Annotated in this window: 28 protein-coding genes and 1 pseudogene; 4 read left to right on the plus strand and 25 right to left on the minus strand. The window is 60.6% G+C overall.

All coding sequences use genetic code 11. From position 1 onward, the window contains the following. Positions 1–99 precede the first annotated feature (99 nt). Positions 100–1,716, minus strand: a complete 1,617-nt coding sequence (locus H522_RS0114030) for an MFS transporter (protein WP_026962819.1) — start codon at positions 1,714–1,716, stop codon at positions 100–102. 199 nt (positions 1,717–1,915) lie between these two features. On the opposite strand from H522_RS0114030, the gene H522_RS0114035 reads away from it, so the two are divergent. After that, a complete protein-coding gene (locus H522_RS0114035) occupies positions 1,916–2,806 on the plus strand; it encodes a LysR family transcriptional regulator (protein WP_026962820.1) in 891 nt (296 codons plus the stop codon). A 132-nt stretch (positions 2,807–2,938) separates the two neighbouring features. On the opposite strand, the gene H522_RS0114040 is transcribed toward H522_RS0114035, so the two are convergent. The 12 genes from H522_RS0114040 to upp all read right to left on the minus strand — a co-directional run bounded on the left by H522_RS0114040 (position 2,939) and on the right by upp (position 12,465). Further along, the gene (locus tag H522_RS0114040; protein ID WP_026962821.1) at positions 2,939–3,376 is read right to left on the minus strand and encodes a F0F1 ATP synthase subunit epsilon; all 438 of its coding nucleotides are present in this window, start codon (positions 3,374–3,376) and stop codon (positions 2,939–2,941) included. Positions 3,377–3,481: 105 nt separating this feature from the next. After that, positions 3,482–4,891 (minus strand): F0F1 ATP synthase subunit beta, encoded by a 1,410-nt coding sequence (atpD, locus tag H522_RS0114045; protein ID WP_026962822.1) that lies wholly within the window; start codon positions 4,889–4,891, stop codon positions 3,482–3,484. A gap of 14 nt (positions 4,892–4,905) precedes the next feature. Then, entirely contained in the window at positions 4,906–5,766 is an 861-nt protein-coding gene (gene atpG / locus H522_RS0114050) for an ATP synthase F1 subunit gamma (RefSeq protein WP_026962823.1), read from the minus strand. 87 nt (positions 5,767–5,853) lie between these two features. Beyond that, positions 5,854–7,362 (minus strand): F0F1 ATP synthase subunit alpha, encoded by a 1,509-nt coding sequence (gene atpA / locus H522_RS0114055; protein ID WP_026962824.1) that lies wholly within the window; start codon positions 7,360–7,362, stop codon positions 5,854–5,856. Then, complete coding sequence (gene atpH / locus H522_RS20690) at positions 7,359–7,970, minus strand: ATP synthase F1 subunit delta (RefSeq protein WP_026962825.1); 612 nt, start codon at positions 7,968–7,970, stop codon at positions 7,359–7,361. The genes atpA and atpH overlap by 4 nt, the downstream gene beginning before the upstream one ends. Further along, positions 7,964–8,458: a F0F1 ATP synthase subunit B gene (gene atpF, locus H522_RS0114065; protein WP_245578126.1), complete on the minus strand. Its 495-nt coding sequence runs from the start codon at positions 8,456–8,458 to the stop codon at positions 7,964–7,966. Before atpF ends, atpH begins: the two co-directional genes overlap by 7 nt. Before the next feature lie 49 nt (positions 8,459–8,507). Beyond that, a complete protein-coding gene (gene atpE, locus H522_RS0114070) occupies positions 8,508–8,756 on the minus strand; it encodes an ATP synthase F0 subunit C (protein WP_026962827.1) in 249 nt (82 codons plus the stop codon). Between the two features lie 144 nt (positions 8,757–8,900). Beyond that, complete coding sequence (gene atpB / locus H522_RS0114075) at positions 8,901–9,683, minus strand: F0F1 ATP synthase subunit A (protein WP_026962828.1); 783 nt, start codon at positions 9,681–9,683, stop codon at positions 8,901–8,903. Between the two features lie 11 nt (positions 9,684–9,694). After that, a complete protein-coding gene (locus H522_RS0114080) occupies positions 9,695–10,096 on the minus strand; it encodes an ATP synthase subunit I (protein WP_026962829.1) in 402 nt (133 codons plus the stop codon). Further along, positions 10,093–10,341, minus strand: a complete 249-nt coding sequence (locus tag H522_RS0114085; RefSeq protein WP_051344294.1) for an AtpZ/AtpI family protein — start codon at positions 10,339–10,341, stop codon at positions 10,093–10,095. The genes H522_RS0114080 and H522_RS0114085 overlap by 4 nt, the downstream gene beginning before the upstream one ends. Positions 10,342–10,657: 316 nt before the next feature. Further along, complete coding sequence (wecB, locus tag H522_RS0114090; protein ID WP_035454102.1) at positions 10,658–11,836, minus strand: non-hydrolyzing UDP-N-acetylglucosamine 2-epimerase; 1,179 nt, start codon at positions 11,834–11,836, stop codon at positions 10,658–10,660. Continuing rightward, the gene (gene upp / locus H522_RS0114095) at positions 11,836–12,465 is read right to left on the minus strand and encodes a uracil phosphoribosyltransferase (RefSeq protein ID WP_026962832.1); all 630 of its coding nucleotides are present in this window, start codon (positions 12,463–12,465) and stop codon (positions 11,836–11,838) included. Before upp ends, wecB begins: the two co-directional genes overlap by 1 nt. Before the next feature lie 170 nt (positions 12,466–12,635). Here upp and H522_RS0114100 point away from each other — a divergent pair, with 170 nt between their 5' ends. After that, complete coding sequence (locus H522_RS0114100) at positions 12,636–14,153, plus strand: MFS transporter (protein ID WP_026962833.1); 1,518 nt, start codon at positions 12,636–12,638, stop codon at positions 14,151–14,153. A gap of 305 nt (positions 14,154–14,458) precedes the next feature. On the opposite strand, the gene H522_RS0114105 is transcribed toward H522_RS0114100, so the two are convergent. The 4 genes from H522_RS0114105 to H522_RS0114120 all read right to left on the minus strand — a co-directional run bounded on the left by H522_RS0114105 (position 14,459) and on the right by H522_RS0114120 (position 16,730). Further along, positions 14,459–15,076, minus strand: a complete 618-nt coding sequence (locus H522_RS0114105; RefSeq protein ID WP_425387026.1) for a TIGR01440 family protein — start codon at positions 15,074–15,076, stop codon at positions 14,459–14,461. A 25-nt stretch (positions 15,077–15,101) separates the two neighbouring features. Next, on the minus strand, positions 15,102–15,554 hold the full coding sequence (gene rpiB, locus H522_RS0114110) for a ribose 5-phosphate isomerase B (RefSeq protein WP_026962835.1): 453 nt from the start codon (positions 15,552–15,554) through the stop codon (positions 15,102–15,104). After that, positions 15,532–16,038: a low molecular weight protein arginine phosphatase gene (locus tag H522_RS0114115; protein WP_026962836.1), complete on the minus strand. Its 507-nt coding sequence runs from the start codon at positions 16,036–16,038 to the stop codon at positions 15,532–15,534. The genes rpiB and H522_RS0114115 overlap by 23 nt, the downstream gene beginning before the upstream one ends. A 134-nt stretch (positions 16,039–16,172) precedes the next feature. Further along, positions 16,173–16,730: a manganese efflux pump MntP gene (locus H522_RS0114120; RefSeq protein WP_245578127.1), complete on the minus strand. Its 558-nt coding sequence runs from the start codon at positions 16,728–16,730 to the stop codon at positions 16,173–16,175. Positions 16,731–16,906: 176 nt separating this feature from the next. Between H522_RS0114120 and H522_RS0114125 the strand changes: the two genes are divergently transcribed. Then, positions 16,907–18,526 carry a GDSL-type esterase/lipase family protein gene (locus H522_RS0114125; RefSeq protein WP_026962838.1) on the plus strand — a complete coding sequence of 540 codons (1,620 nt, stop codon included), beginning with the start codon at positions 16,907–16,909 and terminating at the stop codon, positions 18,524–18,526. A gap of 143 nt (positions 18,527–18,669) precedes the next feature. Here the strand turns inward: H522_RS0114125 and H522_RS0114130 are convergent, their stop codons facing one another. The 7 genes and pseudogenes from H522_RS0114130 to H522_RS0114155 all read right to left on the minus strand — a co-directional run bounded on the left by H522_RS0114130 (position 18,670) and on the right by H522_RS0114155 (position 24,158). Then, a complete protein-coding gene (locus H522_RS0114130; protein ID WP_026962839.1) occupies positions 18,670–19,725 on the minus strand; it encodes an L-threonylcarbamoyladenylate synthase in 1,056 nt (351 codons plus the stop codon). Between the two features lie 12 nt (positions 19,726–19,737). Beyond that, positions 19,738–20,436 carry a stage II sporulation protein R gene (gene spoIIR / locus H522_RS0114135; RefSeq protein WP_026962840.1) on the minus strand — a complete coding sequence of 233 codons (699 nt, stop codon included), beginning with the start codon at positions 20,434–20,436 and terminating at the stop codon, positions 19,738–19,740. Positions 20,437–20,622: 186 nt separating this feature from the next. Beyond that, positions 20,623–21,513 (minus strand): peptide chain release factor N(5)-glutamine methyltransferase, encoded by an 891-nt coding sequence (gene prmC / locus H522_RS0114140; protein WP_026962841.1) that lies wholly within the window; start codon positions 21,511–21,513, stop codon positions 20,623–20,625. Beyond that, positions 21,510–22,580 (minus strand): peptide chain release factor 1, encoded by a 1,071-nt coding sequence (gene prfA / locus H522_RS0114145; protein WP_026962842.1) that lies wholly within the window; start codon positions 22,578–22,580, stop codon positions 21,510–21,512. Before prfA ends, prmC begins: the two co-directional genes overlap by 4 nt. 136 nt (positions 22,581–22,716) lie before the next feature. Then, the gene (rpmE, locus tag H522_RS0114150; protein WP_026962843.1) at positions 22,717–22,932 is read right to left on the minus strand and encodes a 50S ribosomal protein L31; all 216 of its coding nucleotides are present in this window, start codon (positions 22,930–22,932) and stop codon (positions 22,717–22,719) included. 249 nt (positions 22,933–23,181) lie between these two features. Continuing rightward, positions 23,182–23,397: pseudogene (locus H522_RS21195) on the minus strand (zinc ribbon domain-containing protein); the annotation flags it as partial. Positions 23,398–23,588: 191 nt separating this feature from the next. Continuing rightward, positions 23,589–24,158, minus strand: a complete 570-nt coding sequence (locus H522_RS0114155; RefSeq protein WP_026962844.1) for an FAD-dependent oxidoreductase — start codon at positions 24,156–24,158, stop codon at positions 23,589–23,591. A 218-nt stretch (positions 24,159–24,376) separates the two neighbouring features. Here H522_RS0114155 and H522_RS0114160 point away from each other — a divergent pair, with 218 nt between their 5' ends. Next, a complete protein-coding gene (locus H522_RS0114160; RefSeq protein ID WP_026962845.1) occupies positions 24,377–24,565 on the plus strand; it encodes a hypothetical protein in 189 nt (62 codons plus the stop codon). Between the two features lie 262 nt (positions 24,566–24,827). On the opposite strand, the gene rho is transcribed toward H522_RS0114160, so the two are convergent. Continuing rightward, positions 24,828–26,081, minus strand: coding sequence for a transcription termination factor Rho (rho, locus tag H522_RS0114165; protein ID WP_026962846.1), 1,254 nt, complete (start codon positions 26,079–26,081; stop codon positions 24,828–24,830). Between the last annotated feature and the right edge of the window lie 158 nt (positions 26,082–26,239).

A 26,239-nucleotide genomic window follows, 5' to 3' on the forward strand; every position in this document is an offset into this window, starting at 1 on the left:
TGAGGGTGTAAAACGCCCGCACTGGCGGGCGTGTTTCCATCCTCGTGAAGTGTTCTCGCTTGGCGATCTCGGTTGACTCGTGAGGAGATGTGAGGAACGTTACGAGACGCGCGCAGGTAGGTCGCGTATCTGATGGCTCTGGGCCGGCATTCCTTTTTGTACGAGACGCCGCCCGCGGCCGCTCATCGCCAGAGCCAACGAACCCGCCAAGAGGATGAAGCCGAGCACACATAGGAGCAGAAACAGGTCCCGGTCCGCGTTGGCCAGCGAAGTCGCCTTCGCGCTGCTGGCCAGCATTTGCGTGACGACGTTCTGTGCGTCGGTGCTGGACATCCCTTGCCCCATCAGCCTCTGTACCTGACCCGTCAACCCGGCCGTCTCCATCGGATTCGCCAGACTGAATTGGGCGCGCAACTGTTCGTAATGAACGGCCGACTGACGCGTCAGGAACCAGGCAAACACCGGCGCCGCTGCCGCCCCCAGTACGTTGCGCATGAAGTGCAGAGAAACGGATCGCCAGCGTGCCTGATGAATATCCCCGGACAGTGCGGTCGACAGGGCGCCGGACACAAGGACCACGCCGATGCACGATCCCGCCAGTCCCATCTGCAGATACAGGCTGGGCCAGTCGGCGTCGACGGACATCTGCCGCCACAACGCGGCCACGCCGAGTACCGTTAGGGATGCCAGCACCCCCAGCCAGCCTGGGCCGATGAGGTCATGCAGCCAGACACAAAGAAGCGCCGCAATCACGCAACCGATAAAGAAGCTCAAGTAGAACACGGTCATCTGGTGCGGTACAGCCCCACGAACACTGCGCAGGAAGCTGGTACTGCCAATCAGGATTGCGACCAGGGCGACATGGCTCGCCGCCGCCATCAACACCCCAAGCCACTGGCGCGGCGTGGCCAACGCGCGAAAGTGAACCAGTGGCCCCTCCACGCGCAGTTCATTCCAGACAAACAGAGCCAGAAAGACGGCAGCCAACACAAGCCATGGCCAGACGTTCCAGTCACCGATGCCGAGCTTCTGCAGGTGCGCCAGCGGCCAGATGAGGCTTGCAATGGCCAGAACCAGGCAGACCAAGCCCCGAATGTCGAACGGATGATGCCCGTGGTGCGCCTCGGAATGAGGCAACACACGACTGCCCACCAGAAGGGCAAGCAACCCCGGCACCCCGCAGATCAGGTAAAACAAGCGCCACGCGTCCGCCCCAAGCGACATCGCGCCAAACACGGCCCCGAGCGACGTGGAGCCAAACAACCCGCCGATGGCCAAAAGCAAGAACCAGTTGCGGACGTGGTTGGGGAAGGAGACAAGGCTCACCGGCAGGATGGTCAGAAACAAAGCCCCGGCGGTCAGGCCCTGCAGTCCTCGTCCGAGCACCAGCACCCAAAGCTCGCTCGAACAGCCGCTGATGAGGGCGCCAAGGACAAACACTGCGACCAGCGCAAGATAGCTCCGCCGCAGTCCCAGATAGCGAGACAACACCGGCCCCATCGGAACACACAAGGCAAACAGCATATTTGAGACCAAGGACGGAACCGTCATCGCGTACGTTCCCGCCGTCACCGTGTTTTCAAGCAGGCCTTGGTTGAGAATATACGACACGTTGAGCACGTACTGCGGACAGATGGTCAGCAACGTTAAGAAAGAAATCACTACGTAATGCGGTAAGAGCGGTTTGGCCGAACCCGCGTGCGCAGTCTGACTCACAAATCCTTCCCTCCATAAGACAGTGTGCAATCTCCCGTGACAGAAAAGCGTGCCTGGCTGGCGAGTACGCCAACGAGGCACGAACAAAACTATTTTAGACAAACGAAACAATGCTGTATAATACCTGTTTTGAAATCAATCCATAACGCAGATGTTATAACTATGCGTGTCGGAACAGCTCTATAAGAAGGTGATGGAGTTGGATTTGTTGCAGTTGCGTTACTTTCGGACCGCGGCCAAGCGCCAACACCTGACCCAGGCTGCGCGCGAACTGCGAGTCGCACAGCCCTCCTTGAGCCGGTCCATTGCTCGACTGGAGCAGGAACTCGGGGTGAGCCTGTTCGACCGTGAAGGGAGAGGCCTGCGATTGAACGAGTCTGGACGGGCGTTTTTGCGCCGGGTGGAGAAGTTGTTTGCTGAATTGGAGGATGGGATACGTGAGGCGCAGGATCTCGCACGGGCCGGTCAGGCGGTTATTCGGCTGGCCGTCTCGGTACCGCGGATCTTACCCGACTTACTGGCCCCGTTTCGCGCCCTCCACCCTGACGTGCGATTTCGCCAGTCAATGCTGCCGACCTCTCGGTTGGAGCAGGCGCTTACGCTGGGTGAGGTCGACCTCGTGTTTTCCACCGTTCCGCCGAAGGCGCCCGACATCGTCTGGACCCCGTTGTTGGAGGAACCGATTTACCTCGTCGTCCCGGCCTCCCATAGGCTGGCGGATCGGCAAGCGGTGCGCTTGGTGGAAGCGGCCGACGAAGGGTTCGTCAGCCTGCACGAGGGCTACGGTTTTCGCCAACTGACCGACGACTTTTGCCGGCAGGCGGGCTTTGAGCCCAACATCGCGTTTGAGGGAGACCAGCTGGACGTGATGGCGGCGCTCGTGACGCAAGGCTTGGGTGTGGCGTTCGTCCCAGCCCTTACGTGGCGGCAAACCCGGCAATCCGGCGTACGCCGGTTGCGCATTGTCGATCCCGACTGTAAGCGGACGATTGGCTTGGCATGGTCAAAAACGCGTTATAGGAGCCGGGCTGCCGAGCGCTTCGGGCAGTTTGTCATCGATTACTTTGCGCAAATGCAAACGGACCTCTGAAGGGGTCTCAAAAGAAAAGAGACACCACCCGGAAAAGGGTGGTGCCATGGAACATACGACTCGCGTATCGGGCTTTTTTGCCCCGTGGCTGACCGTGAACGCGTCAAACCGGGCCGACAGCCTGGCGCGCTGTCAGGCCTCGCTGCGGCCCAACAGGTGGCCGGCCTGGGCAGATTTCTCCGCCGTCTCCAGCCGCAGCGAAGCCCGCCGCAAAGCGGCCTCAGCATCTGCCCGTTCCTCTGCGGTCGCGGCTCTGGCCAGACGCTCTTCGGCCTCTTCCTTCGCCCGCTGTGCCCGGTCCACGTCGATGTATCCGCCCACCTCCGCCGCATCCGCCAAAAGCGTGATGCGATTCGGCAGGACCTCGAGAAAGCCGCCCGTGACGTGGATGAAATCCTCGCCAGTCGGGAGCTTCACCTTGACAATCCCAGGCTTCACGGTGGTCGCCAACGGTGCGTGACGCGGCAGGATACCCAATTCCCCGTCGCCGCCTCGCAGCGAGACCATGCTGACCTCCTGCGACAGAAGCTGCCGCTCTGGCGTGACCAGCTCAAACAAGACCGTACTCACAGCGCCACCTCCTTGACGATGGAGTCTACTCCTACACGGTTCCTGCCTCGCATGCACAAGCAGCTATGTTCGGTTTGCTCAAGCAACCGGGTTCCGCTTGACTGCTTACGAGACCTTGATGCCGTCCTTTTCGGCCGCCTCGTAGACTTCGTCGATGGCACCGCGGTAACGGAAGTACGTCTCCGGAATCTCGTCGAGTTTGCCTTCCAAAATCTCCTTAAAGCTGCGGACCGTGTCCTTGATGGTCACGTATTTGCCCGGCAGACCCGTGAACTGTTCGGCCACGAAGTTCGGCTGGGACAAGAAGTTCTGGATTTTACGCGCCCGCTGCACGGTCAGCTTATCTTCATCACTCAGCTCATCCATGCCCAGGATGGCGATGATGTCCTGCAACTCGCGGTAGCGCTGCAGCACCTGCTGCACGCCGCGCGCCACTTGGTAGTGCTCCTCGCCGACGATATCGGGCGACAGCGCACGGGACGTGGACGCGAGCGGATCGACCGCAGGATAGAGACCCATGTCGGCAATCCGACGCTCCAGGTTGGTGGTGGCGTCCAGGTGTGCGAACGTGTTGGCCGGCGCCGGGTCCGTATAGTCGTCGGCCGGCACGTAGATGGCCTGAATGGACGTGATAGAGCCGCGGACGGTGGAGGTGATGCGCTCCTGCAGCTGACCCATCTCCGTTGCCAGGGTCGGCTGGTAACCGACGGCCGACGGCATGCGCCCGAGCAACGCCGACACCTCGGAACCGGCCTGCGTGAAGCGGAAGATGTTGTCGATGAACAGTAGCACGTCGCGCTGTTCCACGTCGCGGAAGTACTCGGCAATCGTCAGACCGGCCAGAGCCACACGCAAACGCGCGCCGGGGGGTTCGTTCATCTGGCCGAAGACCATGCTGGTCTTGTCGATGACGCCCGAGTCTTTCATTTCGTGGTACAAGTCATTTCCTTCGCGCGTACGCTCGCCGACGCCGGCGAAGACGGAATAGCCGCCGTGCTCTTTGGCGACGTTGTGAATCAGCTCTTGAATCAAAACGGTCTTACCGACACCGGCGCCTCCGAACAGGCCAATCTTGCCGCCCTTGATGTACGGGGCGAGCAGGTCGATGACCTTAATACCGGTCTCGAAAATCTCGACTTTCGTGCTCAAATCCGTGAAGGCTGGCGCCTTGCGGTGAATCGGCCACGTTTCGTCCGCCTGCACCGGGCCCGCTTCGTCAATCGTCTCGCCAAGCACGTTGAAGATACGCCCGAGCGTGCCCTGTCCGACCGGAACACTGATGGGGCGGCCCGTGTCGGTGACTTCCGCACCGCGGACCAGTCCGTCGGTGGACGACATCGCAACTGAGCGCACCACATTATCACCCAGGTGCAGGGCGACCTCCAGTGTCAGGTGAACGGGGACATCGCCTTCGTAATCGATGCGCAAGGCGTTGTTGATGGCCGGCAGCTGCCCTTCGGGGAAGCGGACGTCCACAACCGGCCCCATCACGTTCACGACCTTACCCTTGTTCACGAATTCCCCTCCTCTTACTTCAACGCCTCGGCACCGCCGACAACTTCGGCAATCTGCGTTGTAATCGCCGCCTGGCGCGCACGGTTGAGCGCCAGGGTCAGGTGCTTAATCATGTCTTCCGCCGCGTCGGTTGCGTTGCCCATCGCCGTCATCCGGGCGCCAAACTCGCTCGCCTTGGCGTCCAAGATGGCCTGGTACACAAGGGTCTCTGCGTAGCGCGGCAATAGCGCCCGCAGGAGTGATTCCGCATCCGGCTCGTACAGGTAATGGACGACCTTCGCGTCCTCCTCACCCTCGACGCTTGACAGCGGCAGCACCTTTTCCACTTTGGGCCGTTGTGTAATGGCGTTGATAAACTCGTTGTAGACGAGGTACAGCTCGTCAAATTCCGCGTCTTGGTATGCCTTGACAACCTGCTCGACGATGCCGCGCACACTCGCGTAGGACGGGGTGTCCGGCACGCCGATAATCTCGCCGCCGAGGGGATAACCGTGACGGCGGAAGAAATCCCGCCCGCGGCGGCCCACGGCGTAGATGGTATACGTGGACTTGTCCTTATGGCGAAACTCTTGCAGCGCGGTGCGAATCACCTGCGAGTTGTACGGCCCAGCCAGTCCCCGGTCGGCCGTAATGACGAGATAGCCAGTGCGTTTCACCGGCCGTTCAGCCAACAGCGGGTGCTTCACGTGGCGCGCATCCCGAGACACCCCAGCCAACATCTGGCGCATCTTCGCCAGATAGGGCTTGGACTGCTGCACCGCTTCCTGCACCCTGCGCAGGTTCGCGGCAGCGACCATCTCCATCGCGTTGGTGATTTGCGCCAGGTTGCGCGAGCTTTTGATCCGACGTTTAATGTCTCTGGCACTCTGCGGCACCGGTTATCACCACCTTGCCTGCCGACCGCCTTGCGGCGGTCCTGCATTCCCGGAGCGCGACGGGCCTTCACCCGCCGCACCGCCGGATTAGGCGACAAACGTCGCCTTGAACTTCTGCACCGCTTCCTTCAACAGGTTGACCGTCTCGTCCGAGAGGTCCTTCGTCTCCACGATGTTTTGGAAGATCTGCGGATAGTCGGTCTTGATAAACGTCAGCCAGTCCTTCTCGAACTTGCGAACGGCACTGGTCGGAATATCATCCAGATGGCCGTTGACTGCCACCCAGATGGCAACCACCTGCTCCTCGGCCGTCATCGGTTCGTACTGGTTTTGCTTCAGAATTTCCATGGTCCGCTCACCACGGGCCAGGCGCGCCTGCGTCGCCTTGTCCAGGTCGGAGCCGAATTGGGCGAACGCCTGCAGCTCGCGGTACTGGGCCAAGTCGAGCTTGAGCGTACCGGCGACCTTCTTCATCGCCTTAATCTGCGCTGCAGAGCCGACACGAGACACCGACGTACCAACGTTAACCGCGGGCCGCACGCCGGAGTAGAAGAGATCCGACTCCAGGAAGATCTGACCGTCCGTGATAGAGATCACGTTGGTCGGGATGTAAGCCGAGATGTCACCAGCCTGCGTCTCGATGAACGGCAGCGCCGTCAGGCTACCGCCGCCGCGCTCGTCGCTCAGCTTCGCCGCCCGTTCTAGAAGTCGCGAGTGCAGGTAGAAGACGTCGCCCGGGAACGCCTCGCGGCCAGGTGGACGCCGCAGCAACAGCGACATCTCGCGATACGCGGCTGCCTGTTTCGACAGGTCATCGTAGACGACCAACGCGTGTTCGCCGTTGTACATGAAGTACTCGCCCATCGCGCAGCCCGCGTACGGCGCCATGAAGAGCAACGGAGCGGGATCGGACGCGCTGGCGGTGACGACGATGGTATAGTCCATGGCGCCATGCTTACGGAGCGTCTCCACCACCTGTGCCACCGTCGACGCCTTCTGCCCGATGGCGACGTAGATGCACTTCACGCCGTTGCCTTTTTGGTTGATAATGGTATCGACCGCAATCGCCGTCTTCCCGGTCTGCCGGTCGCCGATGATGAGCTCGCGCTGACCGCGGCCAATCGGAATCATGGCGTCAATCGCCTTGATGCCCGTCTGCAGCGGCTCGTGCACCGATTTGCGGTCGATGACGCCTGGCGCCGGCGACTCAATCGGGCGATAGGCAGCCGCTTCAATCGGTCCGCGGCCGTCAATCGGCTGTCCGAGCGGATTGACGACACGGCCGAGCAGGGCCGGACCCACCGGCACCTGGGCGATGCGTCCGGTACGCTTCACCTGGTCGCCTTCCTGGATACCCTCGACGGAACCCAGGACGACCACGCCCACGTTATCCTCTTCCAGGTTGAGCGCCATCCCGTATACGCCGTTCGGGAACTCGACCAACTCGCCGGCCATGACGTTGTCCAGACCGTACAGACGGGCAATCCCGTCACCGACCGAAAGGACGATGCCCGTGTCATACACCTGTACCTGCGACTCAAATTGCTCTATCTGCTTCTGTATCAGCGCACTGATTTCATCCGGTCGAATACTCAAAGGGTTCCCTCCTTGCCAGCTGCGCCAGCCAGCAGTCTCTCATCGAACTGCGCGAGCGCCCCTTTGACGGTCGCGTCGATGACGCGATTGCCCAGCCGAAACCGATAACCGGCGATGAGGTCCGGATTGACCTCCATATGGGCATTCACCTCGCGCCCCAGCGCCGCTCCAAGCTTTTGGGAAAGCTCTTTCTGCTCTTGTTCTGACAACGGCAACGCGGTTTCCACATCGACGCGGACACGGCCTTTCTCCGCCTCGACCAACTCGTGGAACTCCTCCGCCACCGCGGTGATGTATTCGCTGCGATTGCGGCTGAACAGCACGCCCAAGAACTGCAGGACCAGGGGATGAACCGGGTCTTTGAACAGGTTCTTGAGGCGGCCAAGCAGGCTGCTGTTTGCCATGTCGTTCAAGATGTTCGAGATGACCTTGAGCTTGTCCTCAGCGCTGATGAGTGGGTGTTCCACCATCGTCTTCAGACCGTCGTTGGCTTTGAGCAAGGCCGAGACCAGGGTCAGCCCCTGGTCCACACGCTCCAAAGCGTTGTTTCGTTTGGCCACCTCAAACAGACCTCGCGTGTACCGGTTTGTGACGACGCCGCTCAGCATACCAGCTCACCCAGGCGCTTTTCGGCCTCTTTGAGCATCTTCTGGTGTACCTCAGGCGTCACCCGTTCACGCAACAACCGGGCGGTCAGCTCGACCGTCAGGCCGGCCACCTGATTCAGTACGCTATCCAACGCCTCCTGGCGTTCCCTGTCAATCAGCTTGCGGTTCTCCTCCAAGAGGCGCGCCGCCTCTGCTTCGGCGGCGGCGACAATCTGCCGCGCCTGCTCCTCTGCCCGAGCCCGCGCCGCGTCCACCATCTGCTTCGACTCTTGCCGAGCCCGCTCGACAAGTTCACGGTGTTCCGCCAGCAGCCGCTCGGCCTGCGCCCGGCCCTCTTCCGCTTCGCGAATCTGTCGCTCAATGTACTGACGGCGCTGTTCCATCATATTGCTGAGCGGCTTGAAGCCAAAGCGGATGACGATGGCGAGCATGATGAGAAACGCCAGCAGCGTGACTATCATCGTGCCGAGTTCAAACACCTGCGTCACCCCTTCCCGAATTCTCCCATCGACACCCTCAAACCGTCACACAACAGGCTTACAGCACGCCCTGCGTAAACAGAATGATGATGCCGAATGCGAGCGCGATGACCGGGAACGCTTCGACCAGCGCGACACCCAGCAGGGCGCTTGCAAAGATGGAACCGCGCGCCTCCGGCTGACGGGCCACACCTTCGACGTATTTGCTCATGACCAAACCGTCACCCACACCAGAACCGACAGCAGCCAATCCCAACAGGAGCGCCACCGCAATATCAAACAGGGCTTGGACCATAACTTGGCTCATGAAACTTTGTCCTCCTTACACATGTGCATTTGCTGATAATGTGGATTTCGTATATGCCACTTCTCAGGCAGCTCGTTCAACGATCCGCCAGCTCGTTCAACGATCCGCCCGCGGACACCGAATTTATCCGCGCCCGTGACCGGGTCAGGCTGTCGCCTCATGGTCGCCATCACCGTGCGCCTTGTTCCCGATGTACAACGTCATCAGGATGGTAAACACATAGGCCTGGATGGTGCTGACAAACGCACTGTAGAATACCCAAACCACCAACAGCGGCAAACTCCATGGAATGAACCCGAAAATCATTGGCGCCCCCGCCAACACGCCAATCAACGCTTCGCCAGCGAAAATGTTACCGTACAGACGCATGCCGTGCGTCAGAGGATTCGTGATCTCCTCCAGGATGGCCATCGGATTCTTATAGTGTTTGAGCCACTGCAAGGGATGGCGCAGACCAATGGCGTGGCTGATGACCCAGACCATGATGGCCAGCCCCAACGCCATGCTCATGTTCGCCGTCGGCGAGTTGAACAGCTCAATGGCAAACTCCTTGCCGCTCTGGTGAGCCTTGGCGATGTCCTCCGCAGTGATGCCCAGCCACGGAATCGGGTGGCCAATTTTCAAGTCGAGGACGAAGATCAACCCAAGCCAGTTGGCGATGAACAAAAACACGAGCATCATAAAGGCGAGCGGCAGAACCCACTGCACGATCCGCTCGTTCGGCATCGTCTCTCGCGCCATATTGGTTACGAATTCGGCCGTCCACTCCACGACGTTCTGCATCCCTCGCGGGCTGCGCATGTCCATTCTGCGCACGCCGAGGCGGACAAACACCAACACCAACAGGCCCGCGAGGATGGTCATCGCGACGGTAGTCAGGTTGGTCGCCCAGATGGTCCCCTTAAACAGGGTAGGGAACGGCGTCACTCTGCTTTCACCTACTTTTCCCTTGGAGATTTGCCACGGTTCCTGGCGTATCCATAAAGTCCCACAAAAATAAGGACGAAACCGAGTAAATAGCCAATCAGCGCGGTATACGGATTGACGTTCGGCAGTTTGACGGCCGCGACGATGACCGCCGCCAACACCGCCAGGCGCGTAAACATGCCCAGCATCCCCGAGGCAAACAATGCCTTGCCCTCAATTCCGCCGTGCCTGTGGCCATAGCGGATCATGCTGTAGACTGCGTATGCACCACCCGCCTCACCGAGCAGGAGACCGTTCATGATGGGACGCCACGGAACGGCAACCGCCCAAACCACCGCGGTCAACAGGAAGCCTGCGGTACCCGTCAAGGCTATAAGGCGTATCCGTGCATCCAGTTGCTGCATGTCGTTCATAACTTATCTCCCAGGACTTGTTTGGCGAGGAACGCGAGCCCGGACGCGCCGACGAACACTCCAAAAAGCACACCGACGGCTGTCACCCATGCGTGGTGCCAATGGACAGCGAGACGCTGACCTAAGTAGCCAAAGACAACGATACAGACCGCCAACTGCAAGGTTGCCCCCGAAAAGAATGCAAACGTTTTCCAGGGACTAGCCTGCTTATGCTTTCCGTCATTGTCCGCTACGGCCGTCACCACCCATCGACTCTGGTGGGGTCATATAAATTGGACTGCGGCGTGCTGTTCTCTGTGCATTGGCCTCGCCGCGATTAGCCGGAACCCTCGCTAATACTATCGAACAATGCTCAGTTGTGTCAACGCAGAAACCCCGATATAGCGGCGAAAACGGGGAATACCAGCGGTTTGTTCATAATTCTGCCGTTTTCCTTGGGTTTCGGCTCACCCAGTTCATTTTCCGCCCTAATATTTTAGTTTAGGAAATTTGTTGCAAACGCTCTCTTTTGATCGTTGCCCAAGGTCAGGCGGCAGTTGCCAGCCACTGCCGCGCCCAAGCTCATCCGGCGCCTCCGTAGACAAACGGCTGCGGCCGCGGCGCCCCGGTGAACCAGTGGAGAATCGCCGCCACAATCCGCCGCGAGGCCTCCCCATCACCGTACGGGTTTTTCCGTCCAGCCATGTCCGCATAGGCAGCCGCGTCGCTAAGCAACTGCGCCGCCTCCCGGACAATCTGCGCTCGTTCGGTACCGACCAGACGCAACGTCCCGGCGGCAATCCCTTCGGGCCGCTCTGTGGTGTCACGCATGACCAACACCGGCACGCCGAGACTCGGCGCCTCTTCCTGAATGCCGCCGGAGTCGGTGAGAATGAGTGTCGCACGGGCCATGAAGTTGTGGTTATCGATGACCCCGAGCGGATCGAGCAGGTGAATGCGCGGGTGAGAACCGAGAATGGAAAACACAGTCTCGCGCACGCGCGGATTCAAGTGCACCGGGTAAATCAGGTGGACATCCGCAAACCGCTCGACAATCTCAAGAGCAGCGGCGCAAATCTGCTCCAGCGGCGCCCCCAAGTTCTCCCGCCGGTGCGACGTCATGTAGACAATACGGGCATCCGACGGCAGAGCATCCAGCACCGGGTGGCGATACGTTTTGCGGACGGTGGTCCGCATGGCGTCCACAGCCGTGTTCCCGGTGACGAAGACCGACTCCATCGGTTTTCCCTCCCGCCACAGGTTCTCGGCTGACCACTGAGTAGGAGCAAAGTAGAGGTCAGCCAAGACGTCCGCCAGCTGCCGGTTCATCTCCTCAGGGTAAGGGCTGTATTTGTCGTACGTACGCAGTCCTGCCTCCACGTGCCCGACCGCCGCACGCTGGTAGAACGCGGCCAAAGCCGCGGCAAAGGTGGTGGTGGTATCCCCGTGCACCAGGACAATGTCCGGCCGCCGCTTGGCTATCACCTCCTCTAGGCCAGCCAAAGCCTTGCGGGTAATCGTGCCCAAGGTCTGATTCGGTTCCATGATGTCCAGGTCATCATCGGGGGTGACCTGAAAAACTTCGAGCACCTGATCGAGCATCTCCCGGTGCTGAGCGGTCACACACACGTACGACTGCACCCCTGGGTGCTGCCTCAACTCTGTCACCAAGGGCGCCATCTTAACGGCTTCAGGCCGCGTACCGAAGACCGTCAGGACGCGTACCGGGCGGCCGCTGATCAGAGGCCTTCGCGTATCCATCAGCGCGTCCCGAACAACCGGTCGCCGGCGTCGCCGAGCCCAGGCACAATGTATCCATGGTCGTTCAAGCCTTCGTCGACCGCGGCTACATAGATGTCGACGTCGGCATGCGCCTCCTGCACCCGGGCGATACCCTCAGGTGCGGCGACCAGGCACATCAGTTTGACAGAGGTCGCCCCGCGCGCCTTGACCGCTGTAATCGCCGCCACAGCCGATCCGCCCGTGGCCAGCATCGGATCGACCACAATCACGTCGCGCTCCTCCAAGTGCGCCGGCAGCTTGCAGTAGTACTCCACCGGCTTTAGCGACTCAGGGTCGCGATACAACCCGACGTGGCCGACCTTGGCGTTGGGAATCATGTTCAGGATGCCGTCCACCATCCCCAGCCCCGCTCGCAGAACGGGCACCAGCGCCAACGTCTTGCCGGCGATGACGCGGCTCTTTGCCGTCGCCACCGGCGTTTCTACCGTCGTTTCGGCCAGCGGCAGGTCGCGCGTAATCTCGTACGCCATGAACATGGCCACTTCCTGGACTAAAGCCCGAAACTCTTTCGTGCCGGTTTCACGGCTGCGAATGTACGTTAATTTGTGCTGGATCAACGGGTGATCCAGTACGTGAACCTGTCCCAAGAACACACGCTCCTCTTTTTTCAACACACCCGGCAGGAACCGGCGGCCGCCATAGCGAAGATGGCAGCTTGATGAGCACATTATAACAAACCAGACCTCACAGTATGGTAATTCTAGCCCCCATTGCGGGCAGACTGTAGGCAACGAGTGGTCCAGCAGGAGGGATGTGTGTGCGAGGGAAAGTGCGTGCATGGCTTTCGCGGTGGCTGGAACCTGAACTGTTTCAGCCGTTTTTATTGGGTGTCTTTCTGTCCCTCACCTTATCCGAGTTCGTCCGCGGGGCACTCGTCTACTCGGTCCTGCCCACCTATGGCAGCACGGTGCTTGGCTTTGCGGTAGAATGGGTGACCTTGGCGCTGTCTGTCCACTACTTCGTCGACAACATCCTGCGCTCTCCGGTCGGCTGGCTGATTGACCGACTGGGGCCACGGCCGGTCCTGTTGGCCGGATTTGCCCTGGCCGCCTGCGCCATGTACGGCATGATGCAAGCCCGCAGCATCCAAATGCTGCTCCTGTCGGCCGCCGTGTTTGGTATCGGCGTGACCCCGGTGTGGCCGTCTGCGGTGGCGGCCATCGGCCTGGCCAGCCCGGAGCAAAAGCGCGGTACGTTCATGAGTTACATGTATATGTTCTGGTTGGCCGGAGCGGGGTTGGGGCCGGTGCTTATCAACTTCGTTGTGGCGCGCAGCTACCGCCCGGCCTTTTGGGTGATGGTCTTGGCCGAATGCGCCGCCCTGGCGCTGATCTGGGCGATGGTACGCCGGCGCCCGCAAGCCTTCAGCAGGTATGACCCGGCGCTATACGGGAAGTCCCACGCAGATGAGGGGCATCATACCCCGACCCCGTCGCTGTCTGTGGCCTATCTGCGCGACCTGTGGCGCAACGTTCGCGACGTCGCCTTTTTGTTTCCCGGCATGTTTGCGCAGATGTTTGCCGTCTCGACGCTGGTGCCCATTCTCTCGCTGTACGCCCGCGTCGTGCTTCACCTGAGCGCTGGCATGTACAGCGGCCTGCTTGTCTTCGGGGGCGCCTTCGCCGTCCTGCTCATGGTCCCCGGCGGGCGCATGGTGGATAGGCTGGGCTCGCGCTGGTTTTTGGTCGGCGCGTTTGCCATCTGCGCCGCGTGTTTGTTGATTTATCCGACGTACCATCGCATCGGATCGACCTTTGTCATGGTCGCTGTGGTGGGCATCTGCTACGCCTTCATCCTGCCGGCGTGGAATTCGGTGCTCGACCATTCCATCGATCCGGACAAGAAAGCGACGGTTTGGGGCGTGTTCATGACGATTGAGGGCATGGGATCCGCCTTGGGGCCGTATGTTGGCGGACTGTTGTGGGATGGTTTCGGGCCGAGCGCCCCGTTTTGGTTCTGCGGCGCCGTTATCGCCCTGATGGCCGGGTTGTACGCCATCCTGCCGATTGAGAAGGCCGCGCACAACCGCCGCATGCGCCAGGCACGGCGTGCCGACTTCGCAGCCAATCCAGCCAGCTCGTCCCTTGGCGCCGCCTGTTCTGTCCCCGGCACGGCGAGGACTTCCACGAGCACGGCCTGTTCCGTCTCCACCCTGGCAAGCCACGACTCCGGCGTGGCCCGTTCGGGCGCCAGCAGGAAGCGGACAGTGGAAGCGAAGGCGCGGGCGGGCGAGTCGCGCTCCCTGTCCGCGCGTCGGGACGGGCACGTCCGATAGTCCTCGGCTTGCCGGCCGCGTTTTCCTACGGCACCGGCCCCACGTTTTCAAGGAAATTTTGAGGTTCTGGCAGTATTGTAATCCACGAGGGATGCATTTCCCGGTGTGCTGCCGGAACCCAACCCCACGGAGCACACCCGCTTCAACCCCCATATCCCCTGCCGCCGGCAGGGATTTTTTTTGCTGTGCGACGGGCCCCAGTGCTGCGGGACCTGCCTCCCCGCCAGCGCTTGGCCAACGCTTCTCGCTCGAGACGATGGCCGGATTGGCCCATCCAGGCACATGCAGCAGTCGCCTAGGCGAATCTAGCCGCCCAGTCGCCGTCGCGCTTCCGTCGGGTCATAGACAGCCCGGGCGCCGCCAATTAAGGGTGGACGGGTGCGGGCCATTGTCACGTGCGCACGACCGACCAGAGGCCGACGCGGCCGCACGGGCACCACCACCGGCTTTAAGTGCATGCCGATGAACGTGTCGCCAATGTCGATGCCGGCGTCCGCCGCCACCGCCTCGACGAGACAGGCATCCGCCATCTCAGCGAATGCCACAGCGGCCGCAGCGCCGCCAGCCCCCGGCACCGGAATCGCCATCACTTCGCGATATCCCCGCTGTATGGCCGTCTCCCGTGTCACCACGAGCGCCCGGTTGAGGTGTTCACAGCACTGAAAGGCGACCGCGCAACCAACGGCGGCGGTCTTGGCCAGCACGGTCTCCACCAATACCCGACCCACATCCAACGACGTGGCCGTACCGATGCGCTGACCGGCCACCTCGCTCGTGGAGGCGCCGACCACCAAGAGCTTTCCCGGCCCCAGGTCGGCGGCCGCAAACAAATCCTCCAGACACGCCGCCAACTCCGCGCCTATGGTTTCAGGGTCCAGCGGCGGGAGCCCGGAGTCTGTGTATCCTATCCGATTCTCCGTCACCGCCATCACCTCATCCAAATTTGCTTCAGCACATTCCGTGCGTGCGTTCAATTTCGTTCATCTTGTCCACACGCCGCGCATGCCGTCCGCCTTCAAACTCGGTCGTCAAGAAGATGCGCAGAATCTCTGCCGCCAAGCCCGGCCCGACAACCCGCTCGCCCATTGTCAGCACGTTGGCGTTATTGTGTCGGCGCGCCATCTCTGCGGAGAACGTGTCGTGTGCCGTGACGGCGCGAATCCCATCCACCTTGTTGGCGCTGATGCACATGCCAAGGCCTGTCCCGCAGACCAAGACTCCACGCTCATATTCTCCTCGTGCCACGCCGGTAGCCACTTTCAACGCGTAATCCGGGTAGTCCACCGACTGCTCGTCCACCGTGCCGAGGTCGTCGTAAGCAATCCCCATCTCGTCCAACACCGGCAGCAGCTCTTTCTTCAACCGAAACCCGGCATGGTCACTCGCAATCGCAATTTTCATCGAACTTCTCCTCGCTGTCAGCGCCCGTGGTCTTTTCACCCGGCGCCAATTTTTCCACCAACACCTGCAAATAGCGTTCAATCTCATCCGCGCAGCGGTCGTAGACCGTTTCATCGCCGCCGAACGGATCGGCAATCTCAAGCTCAGGCCAGCCGGCAAACTGGGGCAGTGCGTGAACTTTGCCACAGGCATGCGGATGGCGCCGACATAGCTCCTCGGCGTGCTGACGGGTCATGGTCAAGATTAGGTCAGCCTCTTTGACCAGCCGCTCGTCGACCGGCTGCGCTTGGTGCGTCGTATCCGTGATGCCGCGGCGGCGGAGAACACGGGCCGCTTGTTCATTCATGGGCGATCCGGCCAGCGCATACAACCCGGCCGACTCCACGACCCAATCCAGTCCTCTCTGCTCCACCACCTGCCGCAATAGGTGCGCGGCCATGGGGCTGCGACACGTATTGCCCGTGCAGACAAAAACGATGTGCACGGCCGTCTCCCCCTTCCTGGCAAGCGAGAAACCACCTGTCTTCAGTATACTGTCTGCATTTTCCCGCAGGCAATCCGCGCCGATGCCAGGTTTATTCCCAACGGCAAGCTCAACTCGACAAACCCACCGAAAGGTCAATCGACGAAAAAGTGCAGGCCAAACCCGATGAGAATCGCCGCTCCGAGCAGCTGTCCATAGACACCCACCCAACGGCTGGCGCGTTTGCCAATCAAAAGCCCCAAACCGCACATCAAAGCCCCAAACACCCCGAAACTAAGCGCCGCCGTGACGCCAAAGGCCGTGGTGCGGAGGCCGAGACTGAAGCCGACCGATAGCGCATCCAAGGACACCGTAGCGGCGAACACGGTGATGGCGGTCAGGGAAGTCCCGAGCAAGGGTGCCGCATGCGGTTTGAACAGAGTCGTGTAGACCATGTGCAGCCCCAGGCCAATCAAGACGAGCGCGGCAAACCACTGGGCCACTTCCCCCATCAGGCCCTGCAGGACCATCCCGGCCAAGAGTCCAAAGACCGTAAACATGACATGATAAATGCCGATGGAGAGCATCAGTTGGATAGCCGTATCGCGCTTTAAGCCTTGCAGCCCGAGCCCTATTGCGAGCGAAAACGCGTCCATCCCAAGCGCCAGCGACATGACGAGGATTTCCAACAGGTCATGGAAGTGATCTGCCAACGCCATCCCCCTCTTCAACGCCCTAAAAATGTATGCGCCTGTCCAGCCGGACATGATAAGGGCGAATCTGAAAAATGGCGTTTTGACGCAGCTTTGCCCCACCCGTAGAATGAAGTGATGATATCTTGAAACGGTTGTCCAGCGCGGGCTGGGCCCAGGCCAGAGGGGGATTCTGCATGCGGCTTTGGCCTCAGAAACATCAGAAACAACTCTATAGAACGGATGGGGATAAACACCACCCCCGCCGCAGACGGGTGGCTGCGGCTTGTCGCGCAGTTTTGGCTGTTGCGGCCGGAGTGGGCGTGTGGACTTCCCTGGCCGCGGACACGGTGCCCGTCCCGCAAACGGCAGCCGCCAAGGCGAAAACCCTGGTTGCCCTGGGAGACTCCATCACGTACGGCTGGCAACTCCCCGGCAGTGCGAACGGACACCCGTCGCCGTATGCGTACCCTTACCTTGTTGCCCGACAACTCGACTATCAAGTGAAGGACTTCGCGGTACCCGGCGCAACCTCCGGTGACCTGCTGCGGCAGCTGCAGCAGCCAAAAGTCAAGGCGGCATTACGGCAGGCGAATACGGTCGTCATCGACATCGGGAGCAACGACCTCTTGCAGAGCGCAACCGCCCTGTTGAACCGAACCCTGGCGGGAAAGGCCAACGTGGGTCAAAGCGATGTGGCCCAGTTCCAGCAGGCCTTGACCACGTACGCGAACAACCTGCCGCAGATTGTGGCCCGAATCCAGGCACAAACCGACGCGCCGATTGTGCTTTTCGATCTGTACAATCCGTTCCCGGACAACACCATCCTGCATAACATCGCGGAGCCGCTGCTCGCCGCCGCCAATCAGACCGTCCTGAACACGGCGGCAGAGGCGCACACCCTGGTCGCCAGTGCCTATCAGCCGTTCAATCACCACCAAGATAAGTACGTGCGGCTAAAGCAAGATGATGTACATCCGACTGTGGCCGGGCAGCGTGTACTGGCACAATCCGTCCTGGAGTCGTTGGACAATCCACTCTGGCATGAACCGATGTACTACGCTCTCGCTCCTCACGGGGCCGTGGTGCGGGCGCAGGCGATGGATACCGCCAACGGCATCTCTTGGCTACACGGAGACCAAGCGGATTTGGTGATAGGTCGTGTCGGGGAATGGTTGGAAGTGGTGACTCCGGAGGGTCAGTCCGGTTACGTCGAAGGAAAATCGGTGCGGCTGCTGCTTCGGCCATGGAACAACGATTCGTTTGCCTCGTTTCGAGCTTCAGTGACGCCGATCAAGCTGAGGGTTGAACGGCCGCATCAGGCGACGCAGACTATCCACGGCTTCGCCTGGTCGGGCTGGATCTACGCGCCGCTGTCCGACCTGGCGCACGCCGCAGGGGAAACCTGGACGTGGGACGAGACGGGCCGCGAAGCGCGTGTCAGCACGCCGGCCGTGGCAGCTTGGGATATCCTCGATGGCACCTCGCAAGAGCTGACTCGAGGAGTGGCCTCGGGGTCCACGCTTCCCAGCGAACCGTCTACCAATCTGACCGTTCGCGCCAAGCCGCGCCTAGTCTTGCCCGCGGCCTCCGCGTACACCGCGAAGCCGCAGTCGATCTCGATGAAAACGCGCGGGATTCTAGTCAAGATTGACGGCGAAGATACGAATCTGCGCGCTCAGCCCCTCGTTGTGGGCGGGCAAATCTACGTGCCGGCGCCCGCGTTCTGGCAGGCGCTCGGCCTGCCCGTGACGGGCGATGCCACGCCGCCGACGAGACAGGAGACCGTACCGGACTTCATTCGCCGGTTCCCGTGATGCATCGGGCGTCGTTCAAACTTACCGCAAGGAACGACGCAAAGAGGTACGTGCAAAGGATGGCCTTTGCGTGGTATAAAACTTGAGCCGACAAACCCGCGTCCTTTCACCCGATCAACCAGATCCCCGGACTGGCCTGGGGCTTAAACGCTGTAGACGCGGCCCGCGGACGCCTTCTGTAGCCGGTTCATGACCGCCGCCCCGACCCCGTCCGGGGCCACTCCCTGGACCAAGATGTAGTCGACGTGGGAGCGGTCAAACTCGCGCAGCAGGCGGTACAGATGCTGAGCCAAAGCCGCGTCGTAAGGCTCCCCAGGGGCCGGCGCCCACGACTTGCAGCGCCCAGCGAATGGACGCTCAGAGATTACGGCTAGGCTTTTGCCCGGGTGGGCATCAATAAACTCCATCATCGCCACCAAAACCCGGGCCCCGTCTCCCCACCAAACATGAACCTCTGCATCGGGGGCGTAGTGGCGGTACTTCATCCCCGGCGACGGCACATTGCCCGCATCGGTAGCCTCCCCGGTCAGTTGCGGCGCCAGCTCCACCGGAATGGAAAGAGCCTCTTGCAGCTGTTCGCGCGTGATCCCGCCTGGGCGATAGATCACCGCCTTGTCGTCGCCGATGCGTGCGACCGTGGACTCAATCCCCACCTTGCAGGCGCCGCCATCAATGACACCGTCAATCTCGGCGCCCAAATCTTCTATCACATCGGAAGCCAAGGTCGGTGAGGGCCGACCCGATTTATTGGCGCTGGGCGCGGCCACCGGACACCCAGCACGGCGAATCAGCTCCCGCGCCAGGTCATGGTTTGGCATGCGCACGCCCACCGTATCGGTGCCAGGGTGCACCGCCGCCGCAATCCGGTCGGACACGGGCAGAATCAGGGTCAACGGCCCCGGCCAGAACACTTCCATTGCCCGCCGCGCCGGCGCGGGGAGTTCATCTGGGTTCGCGACGACGTCCGGAAGTTGCGCCAGGTCCGCGATGTGGACAATCAGGGGGTTATCAGCCGGGCGTTCTTTGACCAGAAAAATTCGCTGTACCGCTTCCTCTCGCTCCGCGTTAGCCCCCAGGCCGTAGACCGTTTCTGTCGGAAAAGCGATAAGACCGCCGTTATTCAAAAGCGTGGCCGCCTGGGCTAATCCCTCCCATTCCGCGTCCGACGCGTCCGGATTGACCTGCCAAACCTTGGCCATGATGATGCCTCCTCAACTTGACTGCGAAAACCAGTGATGAACGGTCCGCCAAAGCTCTTCCCCGTAATCCACCGAGGCCAGTCGTATGGCAACCTGCGTCTTGCCGCCCGCTGCATTCGGGACGTCAATCGTCTCCAGCGGCGGCAGATCTGGAAACCCCCCCGTATTCGGCACCGCATCCCCGTCCGCGATATCGACGAAACAAAGGGGCGGAAACAACACGCACCACCAGTTTGCACCCGCTCCGCGGCCGATGGTGATGCGCAGGGCTTCGTAGTCGCCCGCCGGGTAGACTTGGTTTCCATAAACCTTCGTGGGGAAGGGGACACGTCCAATGTCTGCCTTCACATCGTATCGAAATCCGTGCGCTTCGACAACGTGATCCGCCAGCGTCCGCACCTCAGGCAGGTGCTGGCGGAGAATCGCCTCGGCCTGCTGCGGTGTCTTGGCCTGCGCCAACCACTGGGCGACCTGGACCACCACCGCATCGCGCACTTCCCGCTTTAAGGCTTGATCCGCCGCGCTATCGCTATTGGCCAGGATGCGCAAACGCAGCGCCTGTTTGGGAATCGGCTTCGCGTGCGGCGCCGCCAGGGCAATCTCAGTCAGCTGCCCGCTCCCGGATTCCGTGCGAGAGTTGGATAACGACCTACCGAGACAAACCACCGCTGCGACGACACCCAAAAACATGAGCCAACGTTTTCCTCGCATCCACCATCCCCCGTTCCTATCATGTCTAGCACCAGTGTGGCCAGACCGTGATAGGTTTAAACGGGGGCATGGGACGACGGTCGCAAGCGGACGAGTCGAACCCATCGCATAGGGCCGATCCGTGCGTATCCTGACACTTCTACCGTATTCTGGAGGTCGCACGTATCTCGGCGCTTCATCTGTATCCTAGCGCTCCCCCATCACCACGCGCAAAATCCCGCGCAAATCCGGGATCGCCTGAAACCGCCAGCCCCGCCACAAGGATGCGTGTACGTCCGTAAACAGGCGCATGACCGCGTGCGCCTGGTCATGGCCGACCTCCAAGAGGATGGCGGCTGGCCCCGGTTGAAACGCCAAAGCTGCGTTGCGCGCCAGCAGCCGGTAGAAATCCAGTCCATCCTCCCCTCCATCCAAGGCGAGGTGCGGCTCGTAATCGCGCACTTCAGCGTCCAGCTTCGCGACCTCGCGCGTCGGGATGTACGGCGGGTTGCTAACGATGAGGTTCCACTGCCCCGCCTGAAGCGGCAGAAACGCCGCAGCATCGCCCAGATGCCAGTATACCGTTGCGCCCAGCCGCCGCGCGTTGTCGCGAGCCCAGGCGAGCGCCGCTGGCGAGACATCCAGACCATGGACCTCCGCGATAGGGCACTCAAGCGCCAAGGTGACCGCGATGGCCCCGCTGCCGGTCCCAATGTCGAGGGCGCGCCCGTCCGGGTGTTCGTGCAGCCAACGGATGGCCTGTTCCACCAGCACTTCCGTCTCGGGTCTGGGGATTAAACATTCCGGCCCCACGCTAAAACTGCGGCCGTAAAAATCAGCTTGGCCGAGGATGTGCTGCAGCGGTCGCCCCTTGCCCCGCTCAGCCACCCACTCCCGCAGCCGCGCCTCGTATGAGGGCGCGAGCGGATGAGCCAGGCGTATGAGCATCTGGGTTCGTGTCCAGCCTGTCGCAGCGAGCAGCAGTTGCTCCGCCTCGGCCCGTGCCACGGCAGCGGCTTCCCCGGTATCGACAAAGCGGCTCTGCGCGCCCCTGGACAAGCAAAAAGAGGCCCAGTTGAGGGCCTCCTGCACCGTCATGCCTCAGCCGCCTCCAACATTTGCGTCCGCTCCGCAACAATCAAGGCCTGAATGATTTCGTCCAAGTCGCCGTCCAGAACCGCCTCCAGGCGGTGCAGCGTCAGGCCGATCCGGTGGTCGGTCACCCGGCTCTGCGGGAAGTTGTACGTACGAATGCGTTCGCTTCGATCTCCCGTCCCCACCTGGCTGCGCCGGTTGGCGGCCAGCTCGGCCTGCTGCTCCTGCTGGTATTTCTCGTACAGCCGTGCGCGGAGGACACGCATCGCCTTGTCGCGGTTTTTCAACTGCGACTTCTCATCCTGGCACGAGACCACGATACCGGTCGGAATGTGGGTGATGCGTACCGCCGACTGCGTGGTGTTGACGCTCTGGCCGCCCGGGCCGGTGGAACAGAACGTGTCAATGCGCAGGTCCTTCTCGTGAATCTCGACCTGAATGTCTTCCACCTCGGGCAGCACCGCCACCGTAGCCGTCGAGGTGTGAATGCGCCCGCCGGACTCGGTCACCGGCACGCGCTGCACGCGGTGGGTGCCGCTTTCAAACTTCAGCTTACTGTAGGCGCCGCGTCCCTGAATCGACAGCGTGACTTCCTTCAGCCCGCCGATATCCGTGTAGTGCGCGTCAATAACCTCCGTCTTCCAGCCGGATCGCTCCGCGTAGCGAGTGTACATGCGCAGCAAATCACCGGCAAATAAGGCCGCCTCTTCGCCACCGGCCGCCGCGCGGATTTCGAGGAAGACGTTTTTGTCGTCGTTTGGGTCTTTCGGCAGCAACAGAATTTGCAGCTCCTGCTGCAGCCGTTCCAGCTCGGCCGTGTGCTGTTCAATCTCTTCGTTGACAAACGTGCGCATTTCTTCATCCAGGCGCTCGTTGAGCATCTCCTTGGCCGCCTCCAGGTCTGCCTGGGCACGCTGATAGGCCTGGTACGTCTCGACCGTCTCGCGCAGATCCGCCTGCTCCTTCGCGTACTCACGCAGCTTCTCCGCGTCCTGAATCACGTCCGGATCGCACAAGAGGGTGCTCAACTGCTCGTACCGCCGGACCATCGCATCCAGTTTATCAAACACGGCTTCACACCTCCTCTCCGTCGCGGCGGCCGCACGCACACCGCAAAGACACAGACGCCCGAAGAAGCTCAAGCTCTCCGGGCATGCCGACAAGGGAGCGGCGATACCGCTCCCAAAAAAGCCTGCAGGGCGCAGGCTATTGTTCTTCTTTTTTGTTCAGACCGTACTTGCGGTTGAAGCGCTCGACGCGTCCGCCCGTATCGACAAACTTCTGTTTGCCCGTGAAGAACGGATGGCAGTTCGAGCAGATTTCGACGCGCAGGTTCTCTTTGACGGAACCCGTCTCGAACGAGTTCCCGCACGCACAGGTCACCGTCGTGATATGATAATCCGGATGGATGCCTGTTTTCATTCCGTGCTCACCTCTTTCGTTGCTGACACACTAATCGTCAGTATAACACACGGAGAGAAGTTTGTCACTACGTGCACATGCTCACGGGGGCGAGGGAGAACATAGTGAGAACCGCGACACAGACGTCTTCCTTACGTGTGGATGGGATCCCATACTCAAGCGAACACTGTACTTACGTCGATGGCTTCACCATCCTCTCTCCTTCCGTTTGACTTCCTCCCCACGCCGAAAGCCGGGGGATTCCAACGCTCACGCGCTGGATTTCCTGCTTCCTTGAGGCTTGCCTTGACGCCTCGCAGACTGCTTGCGCCCTGGTCTTACAGCCTCTCCACAGGCTAACACCGCCAGCCCGGCGGCTAAGATGTTCTTTGCGGCATTCACGTCTCGGTCGTGATGCTCTCCACATTTCGGACACGTCCATTGCCGAATGTCGAGAGGCATTTTCGGCATGATGTGGCCGCATTGGGAACACCGTTTGCGTCTAACGGCGAGCGCCTTATATCCCCAGGGCTAAAGCTCTGGGTCTTACGGTGCATATGGATAAATCTGACGTGGGGAATATAGCGAAGAGCCCGCCGGATCACGCAGAGCTCCCGTACACCACCCGCAGCCGGCTTGCAGATGCCGGCTGCGAAATGCTGACACGAGAACACCTATCAATTCGAGGTCTTCAAAACGTCGTGGTCCACCCAGCGTTCCCCGTTCAACTCGCTGATGATGTTGATGGCCACGCGGGCGCCGTCGCCAGAGGTGATGATGGTGTGGACACTGGTACCAGCCACCGTACCGGCCGCCCAGATACCAGGCACGCTTGTGCGTCCGTCTGCGTCCACCACAATGACGGTTTTGATGCGCGGCTCCGTGGCAGGCTTGGTCTTAAGGCCCACCTGCTCGGCAAGGTCTGTCCACAACCCGGTTGCAAACAAGACGTGCTTCGCCTCAAACCGACTGTCCTCGGTGAGGAGGGCGAACCCTTCCGCCAACTTTTCAATTCCTGTCACTTTCGTCTCAACGATGGTGGCACCAAATCGTTGCGCCTGCTGCTTGCCCTGCTCCACCAGGTCAGGGCCAGTGATGCGGTCAATCCCGTAGTGATTCTCAATCCAGGCTCGTCGCGTAACGCTCTGATTGCTGTCCAACACGACCGTCTTCTTCCCCGCGCGGGCAGCAAAAATGGCGGCACTGGCACCCGCTGGCCCGGCGCCGATAATGGCGATATCGTACATCCTCCCACTCCTCTCTGCTTGCCTGACCTCTATTTTGAAGAATCTGCACGGCGATTTCCACTCCTTCATGCAAAAGACGCAGGCGGACGTAAGCCATCCATTGGCCCCATTCGCCAAAATAATAGTTATTTATCCTTAATTTCATTGATTTGGAATGGTTGCGCACGCTATGCTGTTCCTGTGCTTGGCCATATACCTAGGGGAAGGGGTTGGATGTAATGAAAAAGTGGCTTTCTATCGTACTGGGTGGCGTTGTCTGCTTCCTGTTCGGTGGTATCACCGCCTTTGCCAATCCGCAACCCAACGGCGACCTGGAGTGGCCTGAGTGGCTGGCCACACACAGCCCGCAGCCAGCTGGAGACCTGGAATGGCCAGAGTGCCTGAATACCCCGTCGTCGCCACAATAAGTCACCGCCATAAGCAGAGAGCATCCCTCATAATCGGGCCACACCAGGGAACCGGAATCCCCGGATCCCTGGGTATCCCGAATACCTGCATCGCGCACGCGTTCTCTCGCCAACAAAACGTATAAGGCGCATCGGTAGGTGCATCACGCCACATCTGGATATCAAACCGGTCAAATCTGTCCAAGTACCAAAATCAAAAATCTCTTCGTCAGGTTGTCCACAGTGGGTCTTTTTGATGAGTCATGGAAAGGGGAAAGCCGTATCAGGCTTTTTTCTCCTTGCGCAGCTCTAAACTCGCGAGAAATTCCGCGTTCGTCTTGTAGTGCTTGAACTTGCGGATAAACAGTTCCGTGAAATCCTGGTTGTCACCCATCGACTTGCGGATGGCCCAGACCTTTTCCAGCTCCTCCCGGCTCTGAAGCAGCTCTTCCCGGCGTGTCCCGGAACGGCGAATGTCGATAGCCGGAAAGACACGCTTCTCGGCCAAGCGGCGTTCCAAGTGCAGCTCCATGTTTCCGGTGCCCTTGAACTCTTCGTAAATCACGTCATCCATGCGCGATCCGGTTTCCACCAAGGCGGTTGCGAGGATAGTCAGGCTGCCGCCCTCCTCGACGTTACGCGCCGCGCCAAAAAACCGTTTCGGGCGGTGGAACGCGGCCGGATCGATACCACCAGAAAGGGTACGGCCACTGGGCGGTACGACCAGGTTGTACGCGCGAGCCAGACGCGTGATGCTGTCGAGCAGGATAACCACGTCCCGCTTATGTTCGACCAAACGTAGCGCCCGTTCCAACACCAATTCCGCGACCTTGATGTGGTTTTCCGGTACTTCGTCAAACGTGGACGCGATGACTTCCCCTTTGACCGACCGCTGCATATCGGTCACTTCTTCAGGGCGTTCGTCAATGAGCAGAATCAAGAGCTCGCTTTCTGGATGGTTAATCGCAATGCTGTTGGCAATTTCCTTCAGTAAGACGGTCTTCCCGGCTTTCGGCGGCGCTACAATCAATCCACGCTGTCCAAATCCGATGGGCGTGAACAGATCAATGATGCGGGTAGCAATCCGTTCCGGCGTCGTCTCAAGGGTCATCCGTTTCTGAGGAAACAGTGGGGTGAGAGCGGGGAAGTGAAGTCGTTCGGCAGCCTGCTCGGGACTCACTTGATTCACGGCTTCGACGTGCAGGAGCCCGAAGTACCGTTCGTTTTCCTTCGGCGGTCTCACCTTGCCGGAGACCAAGTCTCCGGTTCTTAAATCAAAGCGGCGGATTTGCGATGCGGCTACGTAGATGTCTTCTGCGCTGGGCAGGTAGCCGACCGGTCTCAAGAATCCGTAGCCGTCAGGCATGATTTCCAGGATGCCTTCGGCAAACATGAGTCCGTCTTTTTCTGCTTGTGCTTTCAGAATGGCAAAGATGAGTTCGCGCTTTTTCATCGACCCGTAATACGGGATTTGGAACTCTCGCGCGAGTTGATAGAGTTCTGTTAACTTCTTCGATTCGAGATCCCGTATGTCCAATAGGCGTCCCCCACATTCAGCGATCCGCTCGGACGTATGGCGTGCATGTTCTCAACCGGCCCCCGATGAAACGAATCCATCAGGGGCGCAAGATAAGGGCATACTACGCCACGCCGTCCTAGAGCCTTCTGCATTATATCATGTTTACCCGCACAATT

Origin of the sequence: Alicyclobacillus herbarius DSM 13609 (assembly GCF_000430585.1) — a bacterium.
GTDB classification, from domain to species: Bacteria; Bacillota; Bacilli; order Alicyclobacillales; family Alicyclobacillaceae; genus Alicyclobacillus_G; species Alicyclobacillus_G herbarius.